The sequence below is a fragment of the Candidatus Nanosynbacter sp. HMT-352 genome (genome assembly GCF_022819345.1).
GTDB lineage: Bacteria > Patescibacteriota > Saccharimonadia > Saccharimonadales > Saccharimonadaceae > Nanosynbacter.
Window position 1 is genome coordinate 651,017 of sequence record NZ_CP089288.1, and the last position, 18,595, is coordinate 669,611.

15 protein-coding genes are annotated in these 18,595 nt (G+C 45.9%); 2 read left to right on the top strand and 13 right to left on the bottom strand.

Annotation, left to right across the window (positions count from 1 at the left end):
• Positions 1-18: 18 nt before the first annotated feature.
• Positions 19-1,605 (top strand): alpha-amylase family glycosyl hydrolase, encoded by a 1,587-nt coding sequence (locus LRM46_RS03525; RefSeq protein ID WP_243813025.1) that lies wholly within the window; start codon positions 19-21, stop codon positions 1,603-1,605.
• Positions 1,606-1,618: 13 nt separating this feature from the next.
• Here the strand turns inward: LRM46_RS03525 and LRM46_RS03530 are convergent, their stop codons facing one another.
• From LRM46_RS03530 to tyrS, 6 genes are all read right to left on the bottom strand, one after another.
• Positions 1,619-1,918 (bottom strand): hypothetical protein, encoded by a 300-nt coding sequence (locus LRM46_RS03530; protein WP_129744853.1) that lies wholly within the window; start codon positions 1,916-1,918, stop codon positions 1,619-1,621.
• 490 nt (positions 1,919-2,408) lie between these two features.
• A complete protein-coding gene (rsmD, locus tag LRM46_RS03535) occupies positions 2,409-2,954 on the bottom strand; it encodes a 16S rRNA (guanine(966)-N(2))-methyltransferase RsmD (RefSeq protein WP_243813026.1) in 546 nt (181 codons plus the stop codon).
• Positions 2,944-3,768, bottom strand: coding sequence for a phospholipase C/P1 nuclease family protein (locus tag LRM46_RS03540; protein WP_243813027.1), 825 nt, complete (start codon positions 3,766-3,768; stop codon positions 2,944-2,946). The genes rsmD and LRM46_RS03540 overlap by 11 nt, the downstream gene beginning before the upstream one ends.
• 1 nt (position 3,769) lies before the next feature.
• The gene (gene recG / locus LRM46_RS03545; RefSeq protein ID WP_243813028.1) at positions 3,770-5,812 is read right to left on the bottom strand and encodes an ATP-dependent DNA helicase RecG; all 2,043 of its coding nucleotides are present in this window, start codon (positions 5,810-5,812) and stop codon (positions 3,770-3,772) included.
• Positions 5,813-6,568, bottom strand: a complete 756-nt coding sequence (locus LRM46_RS03550) for an HAD-IIB family hydrolase (protein WP_243813029.1) — start codon at positions 6,566-6,568, stop codon at positions 5,813-5,815. It abuts the gene before it with no gap.
• Complete coding sequence (gene tyrS, locus LRM46_RS03555; RefSeq protein ID WP_243813030.1) at positions 6,568-7,788, bottom strand: tyrosine--tRNA ligase; 1,221 nt, start codon at positions 7,786-7,788, stop codon at positions 6,568-6,570. Before tyrS ends, LRM46_RS03550 begins: the two co-directional genes overlap by 1 nt.
• Before the next feature lie 73 nt (positions 7,789-7,861).
• Here tyrS and LRM46_RS03560 point away from each other — a divergent pair, with 73 nt between their 5' ends.
• Positions 7,862-10,522, top strand: coding sequence for a transglycosylase domain-containing protein (locus tag LRM46_RS03560; RefSeq protein ID WP_243813031.1), 2,661 nt, complete (start codon positions 7,862-7,864; stop codon positions 10,520-10,522).
• A gap of 5 nt (positions 10,523-10,527) precedes the next feature.
• Here LRM46_RS03560 and LRM46_RS03565 read toward each other — a convergent pair whose 3' ends face one another.
• From LRM46_RS03565 to LRM46_RS03595, 7 genes are all read right to left on the bottom strand, one after another.
• Positions 10,528-11,334, bottom strand: coding sequence for a PIN/TRAM domain-containing protein (locus LRM46_RS03565; RefSeq protein WP_129637209.1), 807 nt, complete (start codon positions 11,332-11,334; stop codon positions 10,528-10,530).
• A gap of 11 nt (positions 11,335-11,345) precedes the next feature.
• Complete coding sequence (gene radA, locus LRM46_RS03570) at positions 11,346-12,695, bottom strand: DNA repair protein RadA (protein ID WP_243813032.1); 1,350 nt, start codon at positions 12,693-12,695, stop codon at positions 11,346-11,348.
• Positions 12,695-13,675, bottom strand: coding sequence for a hypothetical protein (locus LRM46_RS03575; protein ID WP_243813033.1), 981 nt, complete (start codon positions 13,673-13,675; stop codon positions 12,695-12,697). The genes radA and LRM46_RS03575 overlap by 1 nt, the downstream gene beginning before the upstream one ends.
• Entirely contained in the window at positions 13,659-16,115 is a 2,457-nt protein-coding gene (locus LRM46_RS03580) for an ATP-dependent Clp protease ATP-binding subunit (RefSeq protein WP_243813034.1), read from the bottom strand. Before LRM46_RS03580 ends, LRM46_RS03575 begins: the two co-directional genes overlap by 17 nt.
• A gap of 40 nt (positions 16,116-16,155) precedes the next feature.
• Entirely contained in the window at positions 16,156-17,277 is a 1,122-nt protein-coding gene (gene nusA, locus LRM46_RS03585) for a transcription termination factor NusA (RefSeq protein WP_243813035.1), read from the bottom strand.
• Between the two features lie 116 nt (positions 17,278-17,393).
• Positions 17,394-17,852: a GNAT family N-acetyltransferase gene (locus LRM46_RS03590; protein WP_243813036.1), complete on the bottom strand. Its 459-nt coding sequence runs from the start codon at positions 17,850-17,852 to the stop codon at positions 17,394-17,396.
• Positions 17,853-17,888: 36 nt separating this feature from the next.
• Positions 17,889-18,578, bottom strand: coding sequence for an HNH endonuclease family protein (locus LRM46_RS03595; protein ID WP_243813037.1), 690 nt, complete (start codon positions 18,576-18,578; stop codon positions 17,889-17,891).
• Positions 18,579-18,595: the final 17 nt, after the last annotated feature.

Genomic DNA, 18,595 nt, shown 5'->3' on the forward strand with positions numbered 1-18,595 from the left:
CTCGCTTATACTTAAACTATGAAAACCTGGCAAGATGTCGCCTCTCTTTATCAAATTTATCCGCGTAGTTTTCTAGATACGAATGGCGATGGAATTGGCGATTTGAATGGCATTACCGAGAAGCTGGACTATTTATCATGGCTAGGCGTCGATTCGATTTGGATTTCCCCGTTCTTCGTATCGCCGCTGACCGACTTTGGCTATGATATCGCAAATTATCAAGCAATTGATCCGACTTTCGGTCAAATGGAAGATTTCCAAGCTCTCCTTAAAAAAGCCCATGATCTCGATATTAAAGTTATGATCGACCTCGTTCCCTGCCACACTTCAGACCAACATCCGTGGTTTCAAGAATCCAGATCTTCACGCGACAACCCCAAGCGAGATTACTATATTTGGCGCGACGGAAAAGATGATAGCGAGCCTAACAATTGGCGAAGTTTGTCTGGCGGCAGTTCGTGGGAATTTGACGAGCACACTGGGCAATTTTACCTGCATTCGTTCCTGAAAACGCAGCCAGATCTTAATTGGGATAATCCTGAAGTGCGCGCTGAAATGAAAAACATAGTGCGATTTTGGTTTGATATGGGCGTCGATGGAATGCGTGTCGATGCAATTTGGGGAATTTCCAAAGATCCCGACTTTAAAGACGACTCTCCAAATCCTGATTTTTATGGCAATCCAAACGATTACGGAGCGTTTGTCCACGACCAATGTAAAATGGGACCGCATTTTCAGGAATATTTACGAGAATTAGCGTCAGTCTGTGATGAATATGACGACAAGCAAATGGTGTTTGAATTCTACCCCGACGATAAGCTGGGTGATATTTATCATCAATACAGCCAAATCCTGACAGTCCACCCAAAAGCCTCGGCGTTTTTTATGGAGTACCGCGACAACGAATGGCACGCTAAAAATATTGAGAAAAAAATCGAAAATTACCTACAATCAGCGAGCTCAACCACGCCATTTTTCTGTATCGGAAATCACGATCAGCCGCGAGTCGCCTCCAGATTGGGCGAAGAACGCGCCCGCGCCCTCAGCTTCTTAAATCTCCTCACTCCAGGGATTAGCGTAGTGTATTACGGCGACGAAATTGGCATGACGAATGGAGAATTGACCGCTGATGACATTCAAGATAATTTTAGCCCCGCCAATTCTGTTGTTGATAGTCGAGATTTGGAACGCACGCCAATGCAATGGAATGATTCGCAATTTGCGGGCTTTTCAAGTGCAAAACCTTGGCTTCCTATTAATGACAATCACACGAAGATTAACGTTGATAGCGAAAAAATCGCAAACGATTCTCTGCTTAATATGCACCGAAAGCTACTAAAATTACGCCAAACCTTCCCGATTCTTAAAAATGGCAGCTTGAGTATTGCAGAAAACACTGGAAACGGATTTATTCTTGGATTAAAAAGAGAGCTGGCTAATCAACGTGCTTACATTTTCATCAATTTCGCAGACGAGAAACAAAGCTTCTCCATTCCAGAAAACACCGAGATTATCACCTCGACTCACTCTGTCAATTTAATTACCGTAGAAAATCTCCAAATGACAGTTCCAGGATATTGCGGAGTTTTACTTATTGTCCAGTAATAAAAACACTCAACTAGAATAAGGTTCCATCTTCAGTATCGCACTCCTCTATGGGATAGAGACCCGCGCATTCAGTCGCCAACCTAGCCATATTCTCTTTAATTTCCTTGTCATTAGCAGCCTCGGTGAGAGCTTCTAAGTCTAGATAGCAATCATCACTGTTTTGGCTAGATTCTGCTGTATCGTTTTCTAACTCCTCGTCACTAACCTTATTAGCTTCTCTATAAGAGCCGAAGTTACTCAGATTATCGTTCAATATTACCTGTTGCGCGTTCGTGTTTGTTCCACTTGGTAAATAATCAATACACGGCATTTCTCTATATTCCTCCTCTTTTTACTTTACCTATAAACCATTATACGACACCACCAGATATAGTGGTAGAGTTAACTTCACAACACTATCAAACAACAGAACCCTTCGCTCCGCTCAATTAAACTATTGTTCGCTTAGCGACTGAGTTAGTGGGTGGCGGCTTTTCTTAAATTTATAGATACTCACGAGACGCACCCACCGACACAGCCGCTAATAGTTTATTGATGCCCTAATTGTTAAAGATCACTTTCTGACATATTTGCTTTGATTGTTCTAGCTAATCTCCGTCACTCCTATAATTCTCGCTATTGAGTCGGATTGAGCTATATCTTTCAATGCGGTCAGTGTAGTTGTTCTGTCTACAAGAGGTCATCAATTTCAGATTGCCAACCTCTTCAAACAGAAAAACCCGCTGGCTCTCTACTTCCAGCGGGTTTTGCTATACAACAAAAAAAACGTCCTGACAGCTATCAGGACGTTTACCAGAAACTTATTTCAATCGTAGGAACTTGGTGAGGTGCGCCTCCCCATAACTACGACTGTCCACCACAACAGTTTTGTCTTGAACCGGCACCTCACCTATTCCTGGATGTGATAATATCATAGTTCCACCCGGTTTGAGTAGTCTCATTAACTTGGAAACTGTGGAAAACTGTGGATTGTGGTACGGCGGATCGGCAAAAATAATATCGAACTCCCCTGTTGAACTCGCACTTTCTAGCCAATTTACTATCGTTGTTTTTATTACAATAGATTTTTCTTCGACACCTAAAATGCTTATGTTTTCAGCAATTACTCGCTGAGCGACTCGATCTCGCTCCACGAAAACCGCCGACTCTGCGCCGCGACTTAACGCCTCTAGCCCAACAGCACCAGACCCCGCAAAAGCATCCAAAACCCGCGCGCCGCGTATCGATTCACCTAGCGAATTGAACATAGCCGAACGTACTCGCTCGCCCATAGGATGTGTCGTTAAGCCGGGCGGAGTTTTTATAAATCGTCCGCCAAATTCGCCAGAGATAATCCTAACTCTCACTTTTTTCTGCCTCAAGTTTCCAAACAGACGCCAGCCAGCCCAACATCACCGACTTTATAATAATCGGCATTAGCTCGTGATTTGTCTGCCAAGCAAGATCCGTCGTCCAGCCGCTCTTGATAAAATTGTCATACATTTTCATCGATGCTACGGCGTGAACTTGGTCCAAATAATACTCACGATAGCCGTGATTTTTCACTTGCAATATCTCATCACTACTCGGAATTGCGTCCTTGAAACGCGGATACGATACCACGCTAGCCACGCCAGCCTCAAACGCCACGTGTGTCGTCATCATACCTTTGGCACCCCAGAATTTCCAGTTGTTCTTAATCAACTCAATTCCATTTTCGCCCTTCATGAGATTTTTCTTCAAAATTGAAGTTCGCGTCTCCAACCCTTCACCGCCGCGAAGTTCCGCCATAGCTTGCTCCAGAGGAAAATGATGAGCCGGAGTCAAACCGTCGGTAATCGCGTGCGCCATCCACGCCGCCTCAAACGCGGCTCGCTCGGAATTATTTGTTCGTAGCGCTCGGGCTAAATTGCCAATATGTCCGTCAATCATCTCCAAAAGCGCAGTGTCATTCGGATCGTCCGGATTTATAAAATGCCATGGCTCGTCCACGGCTGGGCTCTTCCGCTTGACGCCATCAGGACCATTCTTGCCCTCAAAATGAAGAATGTTTTTAATATCAGGAAAATCACACCAATCAGGAAGAATTGGTTTTATATTTTTCCTTGCGACTCGATCTATTTTTTGGTGGACGCCAATAAATCGACCAGAGCCATCTCTAATTGTTGTTCCTGCGTACATATTAATTTAAAACAGTTAATCGCTGATAGCGACTGACGGCGCGCGCCAGATGATTATATTGTAGCAAATCTTGCCCCTCTTTGACAAAACGTTCAGCTTCGGTTTGAGCGCGAGCAATTAGCGCCGTATCCGCCAGCGAGGCAATTTTCAAGTTCAAATCCCCGTGTTGCATTTTGCCGTAAATCTCGCCAGGTCCACGTAATTTCAAATCAACCTCCGCCAAATAAAATCCGTCCTGAGATTTCTCAATCTCCCGAAGTCGTTGACTCGGCTTATCGTGACCGCTCATCATCAAATGGCAAAAACTCTGATGTTTCCCGCGCCCAACTCGTCCGCGCAATTGATGCAATTGACTCAGTCCAAAATTATCCGCATTCTCAATCAACATCACCGTCGCATTCGGCACATTCACGCCAACTTCAACCACAGTCGTGCTGACTAACATATCCAGTTCGCCGTCCGCAAACTTCTGCATCACTTCAGCTTTTTCTTCAGCAGGAAGCTTTCCGTGCAACAGCTCAACTCGACGATGACTAAAAACAGTCTTGGACAATTTATTATATTCCGCTTCCACCGATTTTTTATCATTGTCTGGATTATCATCAATCAACGGACAAATAACGTAAGCTTGGCGACCTTTGGCTAACTCATTTTCAATCGATTCGTAAAGCTTCGGAGCTGATGCTGGCGACCAAATCTTAGTCTGAATTGGCTGGCGACCAGAGGGCAACTCGTCCAGAATAGAAATATCCAATTCTCCGTACAATGTCAGCGCCAAGCTGCGCGGAATCGGCGTGGCTGTCATACTTAAAAGATGCGGCATAAAATCAGACTTTTCTAACAAAGCTTGTCTTTGCTTCACGCCAAATCGATGCTGTTCGTCAATCACCGCAAATCCCAATTTATGATACGCAACCTTTTCCTGAATTAGCGCGTGCGTGCCGACCACAACATCAATGTTACCGCTAGCCAAATTGTCCAACAATTGACTGCGCGCCGCGCCTTTCACGTGACCCGTCAGAAGCGCAACAGACACACCAAATGGCGACAATAACTCGTCAAGCGTTTTCGCATGTTGCTGCGCTAAAATCTCCGTCGGCGCCATAATCGCCGTCTGAAAACCAGCCTTCGCCACTTCCGCAGCCACCAATCCCGCAACGACAGTTTTTCCCGAGCCAACATCTCCTTGTAATAACCGATTCATCGGATGATCAGACTCCAAATCTTGCAGAATTTGCCACGCAGCTCGGCGCTGAGCGTTGGTCAAAGGAAACGGCAATTGATCAACAAAACTCTTCACGACCGACTTATTAAACGGAATCTTCCAACCTGTTAATCTGGTCTGTTCTTGCTTATTAAATTGTGCCGCCAATATCATTTCGAACAGCTCCTCAAACGCCAGGCGCTCACGGCCACGAGAAATTTCCTCGTGAGTTTTTGGTGCGTGAAGAAATTTAACCGCCTCAGAACGACTAACCAATTTTTGGCGCCGAATAATATTTTCCGGCAAAGTTTCAGGCAAAAAATCCATAATTGGACGAATATTTTTCATCAAATCTTGCACGGTTTTCGGGCGGAGATTTTTGATCGATTTATAAACTGGCTGAATTCCAGAATTATTTTCCGCAGCAGTTTTGGCAATTTCTTTCGCCAGCTCGACGGACGGATTATTGATTTGATAGCGATTATATTGCATACCAAATTGGCCAGAAAAAATAAATTCCGCATCAGATTTTAATTGCGTTTCGCGGTACGGCTGATTGAACCAAACCGCCTTAACTTTGCCTGATTTATCCGCCAAAACCGCAGTCGTGATTCTAAGTCCGCGCCGAACAATGCGCGTCGAAACCGACTCGCAGTGCGCCTTAACAGTAACTTTTCCTGGCTGAAGATCTGCGATATTAACCGCGGTCGAATAGTCGTCATATGCTCGCGGCAAAAAATCCAAAGCGTCAGAAATCGTCCTAAGACCAGCCGCCGCTAGAGCCTGAGCAGTTTTCGGCCCGACGCCCTTAATTTGCTCGAGAGGAGTTGCTAGTTTCATCTACGAAACGGCGTTGATGCCTTCCAGAGCGTAGGCTGTATCTTCCCAGCCTCTCACACCGATTGAATCTACGCCCATTTGCTTCACTGGAAAATCATTGCCGCCTTCTTCAATTTTATCGCCAAAGAACAGCGTTTCTTCTTTCGACCAGCCGTTCAGTTCAAGCAACCTGCCAATTCCATAAGCCTTATCAATTCCCGGAAGCGTGATATCAGTACTGGTCGTACCGCCAATTCGCACTTCAAGCCCGGACAGCTTCTCCGCCACCTTGTCGCGATATATCGGACGGACATCCTTATATTTTTCAGCCCACGCATATTTATCTTCAGGTGTAGCTTGCTGACCCAAAGCCGACATAGTAATCTGGCTATGTCGATCTTCAATTATTTCACCCGCAGGATTTTCACACCAAATACCCATTTCCTTCGCAACTTCTTCCAACGCCGCGGTTATCTGAGTTTTTTGATCGTCGGACAAATCGTTCGCATACTGAATTTTCCATTCGGTATCAGCGGCGTCAAATCTATAATATCGAGTACCGCAAGTCGGCATCGCGTGGAATTTCTGAAGCAACTCCGGAGTAACATTCAGCCTGTCAATCACCTGCTTTTTTATCTGTTGAAACGTGCCGCCCGTGATCACACAAACATCATAATTCTCAAGCAATCGGCTAAGAATCCCCGCCATACGATCGCTAATTGGCGATTTTGTAATTGCTAGCGTATCATCCAAATCAAAACCGATAATTTTCTTCATTATTCGTCCCCTTCCATAATTAATACGAACGTGTTTTTGCCCTTCTTTAATAACGACGTGTCATTGACAACTTTATTTTCGGCAAGTTTTTCGCCGTTTAGGCTAATAGCTCCAGATTTTAACAATCGCTTTGCTTCGCCGTTAGAGCCAACCGCCCCAGATTCTACCAACGCTTCAATCACATCAATTCCAGCATCAACGCAAGGAATTTCTTCAGCCAAAGCACCTAAATCATCGTCCGACAATTTCTTAAAATCGCCGCCACCGAACAAAACCTCATTCACACGCTCAACAGATTCACGACGTACACTACCGTGAACAATGTCAGTAACTTCACGAGCCAAAACCTTCTGTGCCGAACGCGCACCTGGATTAACAGCGTGATTTTCGGCAATAGCTTCAATCGTATCGCGGTCCAACATCGTAAATATCTTCATATATTCAATCGCGCTCTCGTCATCGACATTCAGCCAGAATTGGTAGAATTTATAGACGCTGGTTTTATTTTCATCAAGCCAAACCGCGCCGCCTTCAGATTTACCGAATTTACGACCAGTCGACTTATTGATAAGAAGCGGTGCAGTCATTGCGTAAACTTCAGCATTTTCTTTTTTACGAATCAGATCCACGCCAGATAATAAATTGCCCCATTGATCCGATCCACCAATTTGCAGATTCACGCCATATTGATTAAATAGATGCCAAAAATCATAGCCCTGAAGCAAAGTGTAAGTGAACTCCGCAAAACTCAAACCTTTGCCATTATTAATGCGCGCTTTGAAAAATTCGCGGCTCACCAAATCTGCCATATTGAAATTCTTACCGATATCGCGAAGAAACGGCAGCAATTCCAGCTCAGCCAGCCAGTCAGCGTTATCAACCAAAGTAAAATCTCGTCCAGCAAAGATTCGCGAAACTTGGGATTTTAAGGCTTGCTTATTATGCTCAATTTCCTCGTACGGAAGCAGATTTCGCTCTTCCGTGTCGCGCATATCGCCAATCATTCCCGTGCCGCCGCCAACGAGCAAAAACACTTTATGTCCGCGCTCCAAAAAATGCCGAACCATCATATAAACCGCCAAATGCCCCACGTGCAAGCTGTCCGCCGAAGGATCCGTCCCCAAATAGAGCGTGAAATTCTCCGAATCGATAAGTTTGTCGTCAGTAAATGTGGTCTGATTCCAGAATCCACGCCATTGTAATTCTTCTGATAATTTCATATCACTCCTTTTCTATATATTAGTATAGCAATTTTACAATTGAAGCGAAACATATGCGTGATATAATAGAATTGTGAAGAAAAAGACTACGATAAGCACCGCCGGACACGGCTCAAGCGATAAGAAATCTCCGTCGAAACGGATGAACTTATATGCCAATTTGGCGCAGAAACATAAGGCTAAAAAAGATAAGGACGCGCGCGAACGAGCGGAATATTTGGCGACTTTACCAAAACATCCCGTAAAGCGGTTCTTTTATCGATTACATCCGAAGCGATTGGCGAAATATTGGTTCTCCAAGCGCGGCGGACTGATGGCGCTGAAAATTCTTGGCGTTAGTATTTTGTTGATGCTGCTACTTATCGGCGGAATGTTCGCTTACTTCCGCAAGGATCTCGATAAAATTCGCCCTGGCGAGCTTGCTAAACGCGTTCAAACGACTGTCACTAAATATTACGACCGTAACGACAATTTGCTTTGGGAAGATAAAGGCACAGGTAATTATCAATTGGTTGTCGAATCTTACCAGATTAGCGACTATTTGAAAAAAGCCACCGTCGCAATTGAGGACCGAAACTTCTATAATCACCACGGCATCAGTATTAGCGGTATGTTGCGCGCGATGCTCTCAACCGCTTCACGACGCCAAGTTCAGGGTGGATCGACTCTGACGCAGCAGCTAGTCAAGCAGGTTTTCTTCGCAGATGAGGCTGGCGACCGATCGATTAGTGGTATTCCTCGAAAGATCAAGGAAATCATCCTTGCAATTGAAGTCGAGCGCATGTATAGCAAGGATCAAATCCTGTCGTTATACCTGAATGAATCTCCGTACGGCGGTCGTCGTAACGGTGCAGAGTCTGCCGCTCAAACATACTTTGGCAAGCACGCTAAAGACCTGACGCTGGCAGAAGCGGCGCTAATTGCTGGTATTCCACAGAATCCAACTTACTATAATCCATACAACACCGCTGGAAATAAGGCTTTGATTGCCCGACAACATACAGTTTTGGATTACATGGCTGAGCAAGGCGTTATTACCAAAGATGAGGCTGAAAAAGCTAAAAAGATTGATATTTTAAGCACGCTTAAGCCACAGACCGAGCACTTGGAGAATATTAAGGCTCCTCACTTCTTACTAATGGTTCGCAATCAGTTGAGCAAAGAGCTTGGCGAATCAGTAGTTGGACGCGGTGGATTGACGATTAAAACCACCCTCGACTGGCGAATTCAGGAGAAACTTGAAAATGAAATGAAATCGTTCTTTGCAACAGGTCGACCAGATTCTGTGCGAATTAGTAACGGCGCCGCAACGGTCGAAGACGTTCAGACTGGACAAATCGTAGCACTTGTTGGTAGTCGCGACTTTAATTACACTGGCTTCGGTCAGGACAACGCCGCAGTTTCCTATATCCAGCCAGGCTCCACGATTAAGTCGCTTGTCTTTGCCCAATTGTTCGACAAACACGACAGTAAGCAAGCATACGGTAGCGGCACCGTCTTAGCTGATGAGAACATTGATAAACTGTACGGCGCAACTCTAAGAAACTGGGACAATAAGTTTATGGGTGCCATCAATATTCGAAGAGCGCTAGCTCTATCTCGAAACGTCCCAGCCATTAAAGCCGCTTACATCGTTGGCGACGGATCCGCTAAACCAGTCGTCGAGGGAATCCGCAGGATGGGCGACACCAACTATTGCCGCCAGGAAGAAAATGCCGGCGGTTACGGACTCGGTGCAGCAATTGGCGCATGTGGAACCAAGCAGACGGAATTAGTAAATGCCTACTCAACATTGGCGCGAATGGGAGTCCAAAAAGACGTCTCAAGCGTGATTGAAGTGAAGAACAGCCAAGGCGAAACTCTGAAAAAATGGAAAGATGAAGGCAAGCAAGTTATCGACTCGCAATCAGCATACATCGTGAATGACATCTTGTCAGACCGAACTCCTGGACTTCACGGCTGGATGGGCGTCAATGGCGTTCGAACCTCTGCAAAGACTGGTACATCCGACAAAGGCTCGCAGCCAAAAGACCTCTGGATTATCAACTACAGCCCAGCTCTGGTCATGGGAATGTGGCTCGGAAACTCCGACACTAGCGTGATTGGTACATCAGCTTCTAACTACGGAATGCCGGTGATTAGAAAGGTTATGGAGTTCGCCCACACCCAAGTTTACGCCAAGGAGGGCAAATGGAAGTCAGGTCAATGGTATGAGCGACCAAGCGGAATCCAGACTGTCAACGGTGAGCTCTACCCGTCATGGTGGAATAAGAGACAAAGTCAATCTACAGAGAAAATCACCTTCGATAAAGTCTCTAAGAAAAAGGCAACAGACTGTACTCCGGATGGCGCAAAGGAAGAGATTGAAGTGACAAAGATTATCGATCCTTTGACTAAGAAAGAATCAATTACCGTTCCTTCAGGGTACGACGCGAACGCAGAAGATGACGTTCACAAGTGCGACGACACTAAACCGCAAATTGGAGCAATATCATACACCAACAGTGGTAAGAAATATACGATAAATGTCGACGTTACAGCAGGAACTTGGGGCTTATCGGCAATCGAAATTACCGTGGATGGAAAGAGTATTAAGAGCTCAGAAGTTACTTCAAGCGGCAAGCAGACCGCCACAGTAGAGCTTGATACGACAGGAGCGCACACAGTTTCTGTAACCGTAAGAGACTCGGCATATTACACCGCCACTTCAACTGGCAGCATCCAAGTTAACTAAATAAACTATTGTTTATTCACCAAATTAATCAGCTCAGCCTCGTGTTGAGCTGATGTTTTTGAGCGACCATTTGTGCGCTTTTTAGGAACGCTAGTCTTCTGCTTTACAGGTTTTTTCTGTTCAACCACAAGCTTCGCAAACATCATTTTTCCAGCGTCGGTCTGCAAGCTTCGGATAATCTCAATCTTCTTCGTTTGTCCAATGTAGCGCTTGGCGTTTTCAACAACCACCATCGTTCCATCTTTCAAATAGCCAACTGCCTGATGAGAATCTTGTCCCTTCTGCGACAACTCCAAATCCAGCTCATCACCAGGCAAATAGCTCATCCTCAAACTTTTCGCCAGCTCATTGATATTCAAAACCTTAACGCCGTCAACTTGCGCAACCTTATTCAAATTGTAATCAAGCGTCAGCACTGCCGCGTCCATTTCCTTCGCCAATTTCAACAAGCGAGAATCCACGCCCTCCGGCACGCGAATATTGTCATCGTAAAGCTCGAATGAAGACTTCAAAATATCCTTAAGCTCCTTCACGACATCCATACCGAATCGCGCTCTTTCACGCTTGTCGTGATCTGCGCCGTCGGCTAACAATTGCAATTCTGTCAAAACACTCCTCGGCACAATAATTTTACCTAGCAAAAATCCAGTCTTCGCTAGCTCAGTCACTCGCCCGTCCATGAGTACTGATGTGTCGACCAAAATCGGTGCCGCGCCCACTGACGAATTTCGTCGCGGTTTTGCCAAGAAATAAACCTCAGCAGCCAAGCCAAGCAACATTATAATTATTATCAATCCGTAAAAATCTTTCATTTTTTCCCTTTCTATTGTAAATAGTCAATCAGCGCCTGTCGCATATCGCTGACGCCTTTTATAAATTTATCTTTATGAACTTTCGGCGCAATCGCATAAGTGAAGCCCAGCTTCTTCGCCTCTTTAATTCGAGCTTGCCAATTCGTCGCCGAGCGAACCTCGCCGCCCAAACCAATCTCGCCAAACACTACAGCGCCTTCGTCCAGACTTCGCCCAGCACTAGCACTAGCAATCGCCATCGCCACAGCCAAATCAGCAGCTGGATCATTCAGCTTTAATCCGCCAACCACATTGACATAAATATCTTTGTCCGCCAATTTTAACTTCGTTCGCTTCTCCAAAACCGCCACCAACAAATTCAATCGATTCAGATCAAAACCACTCGCCGTGCGCTTAGGATAGCCAAAATTCGTCGGATTAACTAGCGCCTGAATTTCCACCAAAAGCGGACGTGCGCCTTCCATGGTCGCCAGCACAATTGACCCATCCAGATTCTGACGCTCTGCCAGAAGTTCCGCCGACGGATTCTTCACGATTCTTAGACCCTGCTCGTCCATCTCAAAAATAGCCGCTTCATTGGTCGAGCCGTATCTATTTTTCTGCGCACGAACAACTCGAAAACCACCATATCGATCACCCTCAAAATTCAGTACAACGTCCACCAAATGTTCCAATATTTTCGGACCAGCAATTGAGCCCTCTTTGGTAACGTGACCAACCAAAATCACCGCCGTACCCGAAGCTTTGGCGGCACGAATAATTACATTTGACGAGTTTGTGATTTGACTAACCGACCCCGGAGCCGAGGAAATTTCGCTAAGTGAGATCGTCTGAACCGAATCGACAATCGCCAGATCATATCCACCCTGCTGAATTGACGCCGCAATATCTTCCGCACTATTACTGGACGCCAATTGCATTTTTTCCGAATCAGCCGCACCCAAACGCTCCGCACGAAGCTTCACTTGAGAAACCGACTCCTCGCCGCTTACATATAGCACCGATTTTGATTTGGCAATATGTGCCGCAACTTGCGCCAGCAGCGTACTCTTTCCAATTCCTGGCTGACCCGCCACCAACACCACGCCGCCAACCAGAAAACCGCCGCCCAAAACAGCGTCCAAATCATCAATTCCAGTACTTAATCTTTCTAGCCCAGACTCAGAAGCAGCTTCACGAATGCTAGACGTTTTCAAGGCTTTGCCGCGCCCAGCAGATTTATCAACAACGGACGACCCGCCAGAAGAAACGACCTGCTCGACTAGCGAATTCCATTCCCCGCAATTTTCACATCTGCCAGCCCACTTTGAAAAACTAGCCCCGCACTGCTGACAAACAAATTGACTTCGAGCTTTCGCCATTATTTCGCCCCCTCCAAACTATCCAAACTTTTATTCAATTCATCAATCTGCACACCCAATTCCCTGAGCCGCAAAACATCGGAATTGTAAGAATTAATCTCAGAATTCAAATTGGCACGCCTTTCATTCAATTCCGAGAGCTCCGCCTTCAAGGCTTGGCGTTGACTATAAAAATCACTCTGCGACAAGAATCCACCACTAATGCCCGCTCGCCGATTAAAGTCCGCCACGCGACCATTATAATCCGCCAAATCAGTTGAATACTGTGATAATTCTCTGTTCAATTTTTCCTTCCGGACCTTCAACGACCCACTCAACTTCTGCGCTTCATTTTCCCTGGACTCAAATTTTTCTTGATATTGCGCGTGCAATTTCACCACTTCGGATCTATCAGTAAAATACCGTCGATAATATTCTTCCAGCTCGTCGCCCAAATTGGCAAATTCCGTCCCTAAAATCGAATGCAACTCGTTAGCTCTCGTTCCAGGTTGCGCACGATCATAATATTCCATACGCTCGGACAATTTCTTATTTTTCACATTGTTATAAGCCTGCTCCAAAAGCTCGCTCAAATGAGATTTTTCCGACGCACTCAACCTTTCCCAAGCAGCGTGCAGCATCTCATGCGCCGCCGTCACTTCTTTCACGCCATCAAGCTCAGAATTGGTCACGTTATAAATATAAATATCCCTAGACGACGGATTATAACAGCCCAAAATCGCGTTTCCTTTTTCTACGCGACGGCAATCTTCGTTGAATTCATTCGCCGATTTAATCTGCGGATTAGAAACATAGAACATTTTCCTGCCAGTGTCTGACATTCTCACGCGATCAGCAATAGCGACAATTTCCGCACTCGGCTTATATTGCCACAGCGTAATCTCGTCAATAATTTGCTGACGATTCGCCATCACAAAAACCGCAGTAGAAAGCACAATTATAGGCGTGAGGACGCTGAATATTTTACGCACGATTGACATTAATCACCACCTTATCATTATCAATTTTAGCCTCCAGCGTGTCGCCAGGTTTTGCTTTATTGGACAATAAAGCATCACTCAACGGATCCGCCAACTCCGACTGAATTGTTCGTCTTAAAACTCGCACGCCGCGTTGCTCGTCAAATCCTCGATCAATCAACCAACGCTTCGCCGAAGAAGCAATATCAAGCGTCATTCCATGTCGACCAACAGCTTCGATTAAGTCAGACGTGAGATTGTCAAAAATCTTTCGCACGACCGAACGAGACAACGGCTTAAACGTAATCACGCTATCAAATCTGCCAATCAATTCTGGACGCAAAAACTCCTCAAGCTCACGCAGAGCGGCACGCGAATTTTTCTCGTGACGATTTTCGCTAGCCAACTTTTTCTGCCCAGACGCGCCAAATCCCAGCTCCGAATCTTGAATCATTTGCTCAGCGCCGACGTTGCTCGTCAAGATGATAATCGTCTGCCGAAAACTCACCGTTCGTCCGTGAGAATCGCTCAACTTGCCGTCCTCCAAAATCTGCAAAAGCAAATTCAGAACGTCAGGATGCGCCTTTTCAATTTCATCAAACAACACCACACTATATGGTCGACGACGAACTTTATCCGTTAATTTCCCGCCATCCTCATAGCCAACATAACCAGCCGGCGCACCAACCAGCCGACTAGCCGTGTGACGCTCGGAAAACTCGCTCATGTCAATTTTAATCAAACTATCATCGCCGCCAAAAACTTCCCGCGCTAGAACTCGCGCCAATTCCGTCTTACCAACTCCAGTCGGACCCAGAAAGATAAACGACCCAAGCGGCCCGCTCTGACGACTTAGCCCGGCTTTATTACGACGAATCGCGCGTGCCAGTTGCTCAATCGCTTCATTCTGACCAAGAACACTTTGACTCAGTCGCTTCTCCAGACGAATCAAATCCTTCATCTGATTTAACGATAATTTGTCAATCGGAATATTCGTCATTGCCGAAACCGCTCGCCGCAAGTATTCATCAGTCAACACAGGTTTATCGCTGACTTCATCTTTCAGCGCTTCGGCTTGTAATTCCAATTGCCTCATTTGCATCTTAAACTCTGCGGCTTTTTCATAATCCTCAGCTTCGACCGCGGCGTCAATTTTTCCAGCCAATCGCTTAATTTGGCGAGCCAACTTATCCTTACGTGACAATTTTATTGGCGAACTAGACTTCAATAAACTCGCCGCCTCGTCAATCACGTCGATCGCTTTATCTGGCAAAAATCGCTCCGTCACGTAACGCCGGCTCAAATCCACCGCCTCAGTCAACATTTCGTCAGGAATCTGAACTTGATGATGTTTGGCTAATTTTCTTCTCAAGCCTCGCATCATATCTACCGCCTCTTCTGGCGATGGCTCATTAACCGTTACCGACTGAAAGCGCCGTGATAACGCAGCGTCTTTTTCGATATGTTTTCGATATTCATCAAACGTCGTCGCGCCAATTAGTCGCACCTCGCCTCGTGACAATGCTGGCTTCAATACATTCGCCGCATCCATCGAGCCTTCGGCCGAACCAGCACCAACCAACAGATGCAACTCGTCAATAAACAAAATAACTTCTTGATGTTTTTTCGCGACCACCAGAACTTTTTGCAATCGCTCCTCAAATTGCCCGCGATATTTCGTTCCAGCAATCATCGCCGTCAAATCCAATTGAAAAAGTCGCTTACCCTTCAAAAATTCGGGAACTTTATTATCAGCAACTCTTTGCGCCAAGCCCTCAACGACCGCAGTTTTACCGACGCCAGGTTCGCCAATTAGCGCTGGATTATTCTTGCTACGCCGACCTAAAATCGTGATCATTCGCTGAATTTCCGACGCTCGACCAATCACCGGATCCAAAAATCCTTCGCTGGCACGCCGCGTCAAATCGACACCGAATTTCTCCAAAACTCGCAAATCGCCAGAATTTTTACTTGCCGTACTGCGTTCACTCTGCAGAGATTCAAATTGCTGTTTATCAAACACGTCTTCCAGACTTCCACGCAGATTGTCAATGTCAACGTTCATATCTCGCAGCAATTTAGTCGCTCGCGCCTCGTGCTGTTGCAACATTCCATAAACGATGTGTTCCGTGCCAATTTTTTCCTGCCCAAATTCAACCGCTAATTGCCAAGCAATTCTTATCAACTCAACAACTTCAGCACTCAAACCCTTACTTACAATCGTAATCACCAGCGGCTTCGCAGTCAGGTTCAACGCCATTTCCGCACGATCCAAAGTTACGCCGTTTTCAGCCAAAATCTTCGCGCCTAGCGACGAATTTTGTGCCAACACACCAAGCAAAATATGCTCCGTGCCAACATATTCACTCCCCTCATTATGCGCCAGAAAACCAGCTCGCCCCAAACTGGCTCGAGCCGTTTCCGTCAGCCGAGGTTCTAATTCAGAAAAATCTTCTGACATATCGCCCTCCTTTCGTTTTCGGCGATTCGCAGAAGGCAGCTTATTCCGCCACCTCCTCAACTACGCTCATCAAGCTATCCTCAATATTCTTTCGAGGTTTTGGCTCCGCCTTAACAGGAGCTTTTGCTTCGATGTCTAATTCATAACCAGTCAATCGACTTGCCAAGCGAACATTCTGTCCAGCGCGACCGATTGCTATCGACTGCTGATCTTCGCTAACATAAACCGTCGCACGCTTCTCGTCTTCATTGACAGTCACGCTCAAAACCTCTGCCGGACTCATCGCATTAGCAATAAATCCAGCCGCATCTTCCTCGTATGGAATAATGTCAATCTTTTCCTGCTCGCCAATTTCATTCATCACAGCCTGAACGCGGGCGCCGTGACCGCCAACAAACGTACCAACTGGATCAACGCCAGGTAGCGCTGAAGAAACCGCCAATTTGGTTCGGCGACCAGCTTCGCGAGCGATTGCCTTAATCTCAACCGCACCAGTTTCCATCTCTGGGACTTCTTGATTGAACAAGAATCGTACAAATTCTTCATTGCCGCGACTAAGAATCAATTGCGGACCGCGACCTTCGCGCTCAATGTCCTTAATATAAACCTTAATTCGACGACCAACACCGTAATATTCGCCAGGAATTTGCTCACTCTGAGGCATAATTCCAACAGCCTTGCCAAGTTCAATTCGCACGACACGTGGCTCAACTCGCTGAACCGTACCAATAACAACCGTACCGATTTTATCTTCAAATTCCGCCAAGACAACTTCACGCTCAGCCTCGCGCAAACGCTGCAGAATCACTTGCTTAGCGGTCTGAGCAGCAACTCGACCAAAAGTCGTCACATTATGAGTTTCCATCACAACTTCACCGCCAAGTTCAGCCGCAGGATCTATTTCATTAGCTTCCTCTAGGTCAATTTGATTGGCATCATTCTCAACTTCTTCAACAACAGTTTTAACAACCGACACAACAGCCGTACCGTTGTTGATATTCAAGCTTGCGCGAACCAACTGATCTCGCGTACCGTTATCACGACGCCAAGCCGCCGCAATAGCCTGCTCAATCACGCTCAAAACTGTTTCTTCTGGCAAGTTTTTTTCCTCAGCAATCGTACGCACTGCCAACGTCAACTGCTTAATGTTCAAATCTTCCATTACATTCTCCTTCTTATTAATTATATCTTTTTCCGTCTCAAACTTCCATAAACGAAAAACTCCGACCTGCTGGCCGGATGAGTACTCTTTTATTGTAGCGGAAAGATTTTATTCTGTCAATCCAATTCTTTTCGCCAAAGAGATAAACACTTATTATCAGCCGGCGATATTTGGTCAAATCCAATTCTTTGGTAAAATCCTTCAGCGGATTTCAAGGAATACAATTTGACAGCACGCGCGTCTGGATATTCACCAGCCAAAGCTTCAATAGCCGCCCGACCAATTCCTCGCTTGCGCGCAGCTTCTCTAACAAAAAGATCTTCTATAGTAACCTCGCCGTCACCATTAGAACATACAGTCATAAGCCCAGATGACAACTCTTCACCAGGAGCATCGATGGCAAAAACATCGCTACCGCAGTAATTATTCATGTCTTCTACATATTCTATTAAATCCTTTTTCGCGCCATTCGTGAACTCGCAGCCCAAAACAGACTCCGAATGAGCTATAGCCGCCCGTTCCAAGGCCTCATCATCATTCACCGACAATTTGGTAAGATATATTTCAGGATTCATTCTAACATTTTATCATAAAAATATATTTTGTCAATATTACACTTCCACGCACTTTTCCAGAATTCCCGACATCGCGCTTTTTTCAGCTTCCGTTACCCACAAATGATATTTTCGTTTCACAGCCACTTGTCGCGCAATATATTGACACCTAAAAGATTTATTACTCGGTAGCCAAGTTGCCGCGTCGCCATCGCCTTTGGCCTGGTTCGCTGGACCGTCAACCGCCAATAGATTTAACGGATCGTTCGCCAATTTCTCTCGCTCCTCTGGAGAAATTTGCTGTGCGCCCTTTTGCCAAGCATCGCTCAAAGCCACGACGTGATCAATCTGAACCTTAGAGCTGGTTTTTTCGCCGCGCTGAAATTGAATTGTTTGACCAGTGTACGGATCATTCAGCACACCCGACAAAACTCGACATTTTTCATCAATTTTCTCATCCGTCAAATCTCGCACCAGAATCACTTCCCGCACAGAGCACCCGTTAATTTTGCCCCAGCCGTTGCCGAATTGCTTTCTGGAATAGCCAGTCTTTGGCGCACGTCCTTTAACTTCTATTTTTTCCAATTCCGATTTGGCGTTCGAAGCACCAAATAATTCTCGTTGCGTTGAAGTTTGAATTGTCTGAGGTTCGGGTTGCGAAATTCGCGAGGCCCAAACCGCCACGCCAGCCACCAAAATTACCAGCGCAATCACCACTTGCCGACGTCGTATTTTATTCACCCTCATGACTGTATTATAATTAA

Excerpts from the sequence above, each read along its gene's own strand:
- LRM46_RS03525 (WP_243813025.1), top strand. The coding sequence starts at position 19 with ATGAAAACCTGGCAAGATGTCGCCTCTCTTTATCAAATTTATCCGCGT.
- LRM46_RS03530 (WP_129744853.1), bottom strand. The coding sequence starts at position 1,918 with ATGCCGTGTATTGATTATTTACCAAGTGGAACAAACACGAACGCGCAA.
- LRM46_RS03540 (WP_243813027.1), bottom strand. The coding sequence starts at position 3,768 with ATGTACGCAGGAACAACAATTAGAGATGGCTCTGGTCGATTTATTGGC.
- recG (WP_243813028.1), bottom strand. The coding sequence starts at position 5,812 with ATGAAACTAGCAACTCCTCTCGAGCAAATTAAGGGCGTCGGGCCGAAA.
- LRM46_RS03550 (WP_243813029.1), bottom strand. The coding sequence starts at position 6,568 with ATGAAGAAAATTATCGGTTTTGATTTGGATGATACGCTAGCAATTACA.
- tyrS (WP_243813030.1), bottom strand. The coding sequence starts at position 7,788 with ATGAAATTATCAGAAGAATTACAATGGCGTGGATTCTGGAATCAGACC.
- LRM46_RS03565 (WP_129637209.1), bottom strand. The coding sequence starts at position 11,334 with ATGAAAGATTTTTACGGATTGATAATAATTATAATGTTGCTTGGCTTG.
- radA (WP_243813032.1), bottom strand. The coding sequence starts at position 12,695 with ATGGCGAAAGCTCGAAGTCAATTTGTTTGTCAGCAGTGCGGGGCTAGT.
- LRM46_RS03575 (WP_243813033.1), bottom strand. The coding sequence starts at position 13,675 with ATGTCAATCGTGCGTAAAATATTCAGCGTCCTCACGCCTATAATTGTG.
- LRM46_RS03580 (WP_243813034.1), bottom strand. The coding sequence starts at position 16,115 with ATGTCAGAAGATTTTTCTGAATTAGAACCTCGGCTGACGGAAACGGCT.
- nusA (WP_243813035.1), bottom strand. The coding sequence starts at position 17,277 with ATGGAAGATTTGAACATTAAGCAGTTGACGTTGGCAGTGCGTACGATT.
- LRM46_RS03590 (WP_243813036.1), bottom strand. The coding sequence starts at position 17,852 with ATGAATCCTGAAATATATCTTACCAAATTGTCGGTGAATGATGATGAG.
- LRM46_RS03595 (WP_243813037.1), bottom strand. The coding sequence starts at position 18,578 with ATGAGGGTGAATAAAATACGACGTCGGCAAGTGGTGATTGCGCTGGTA.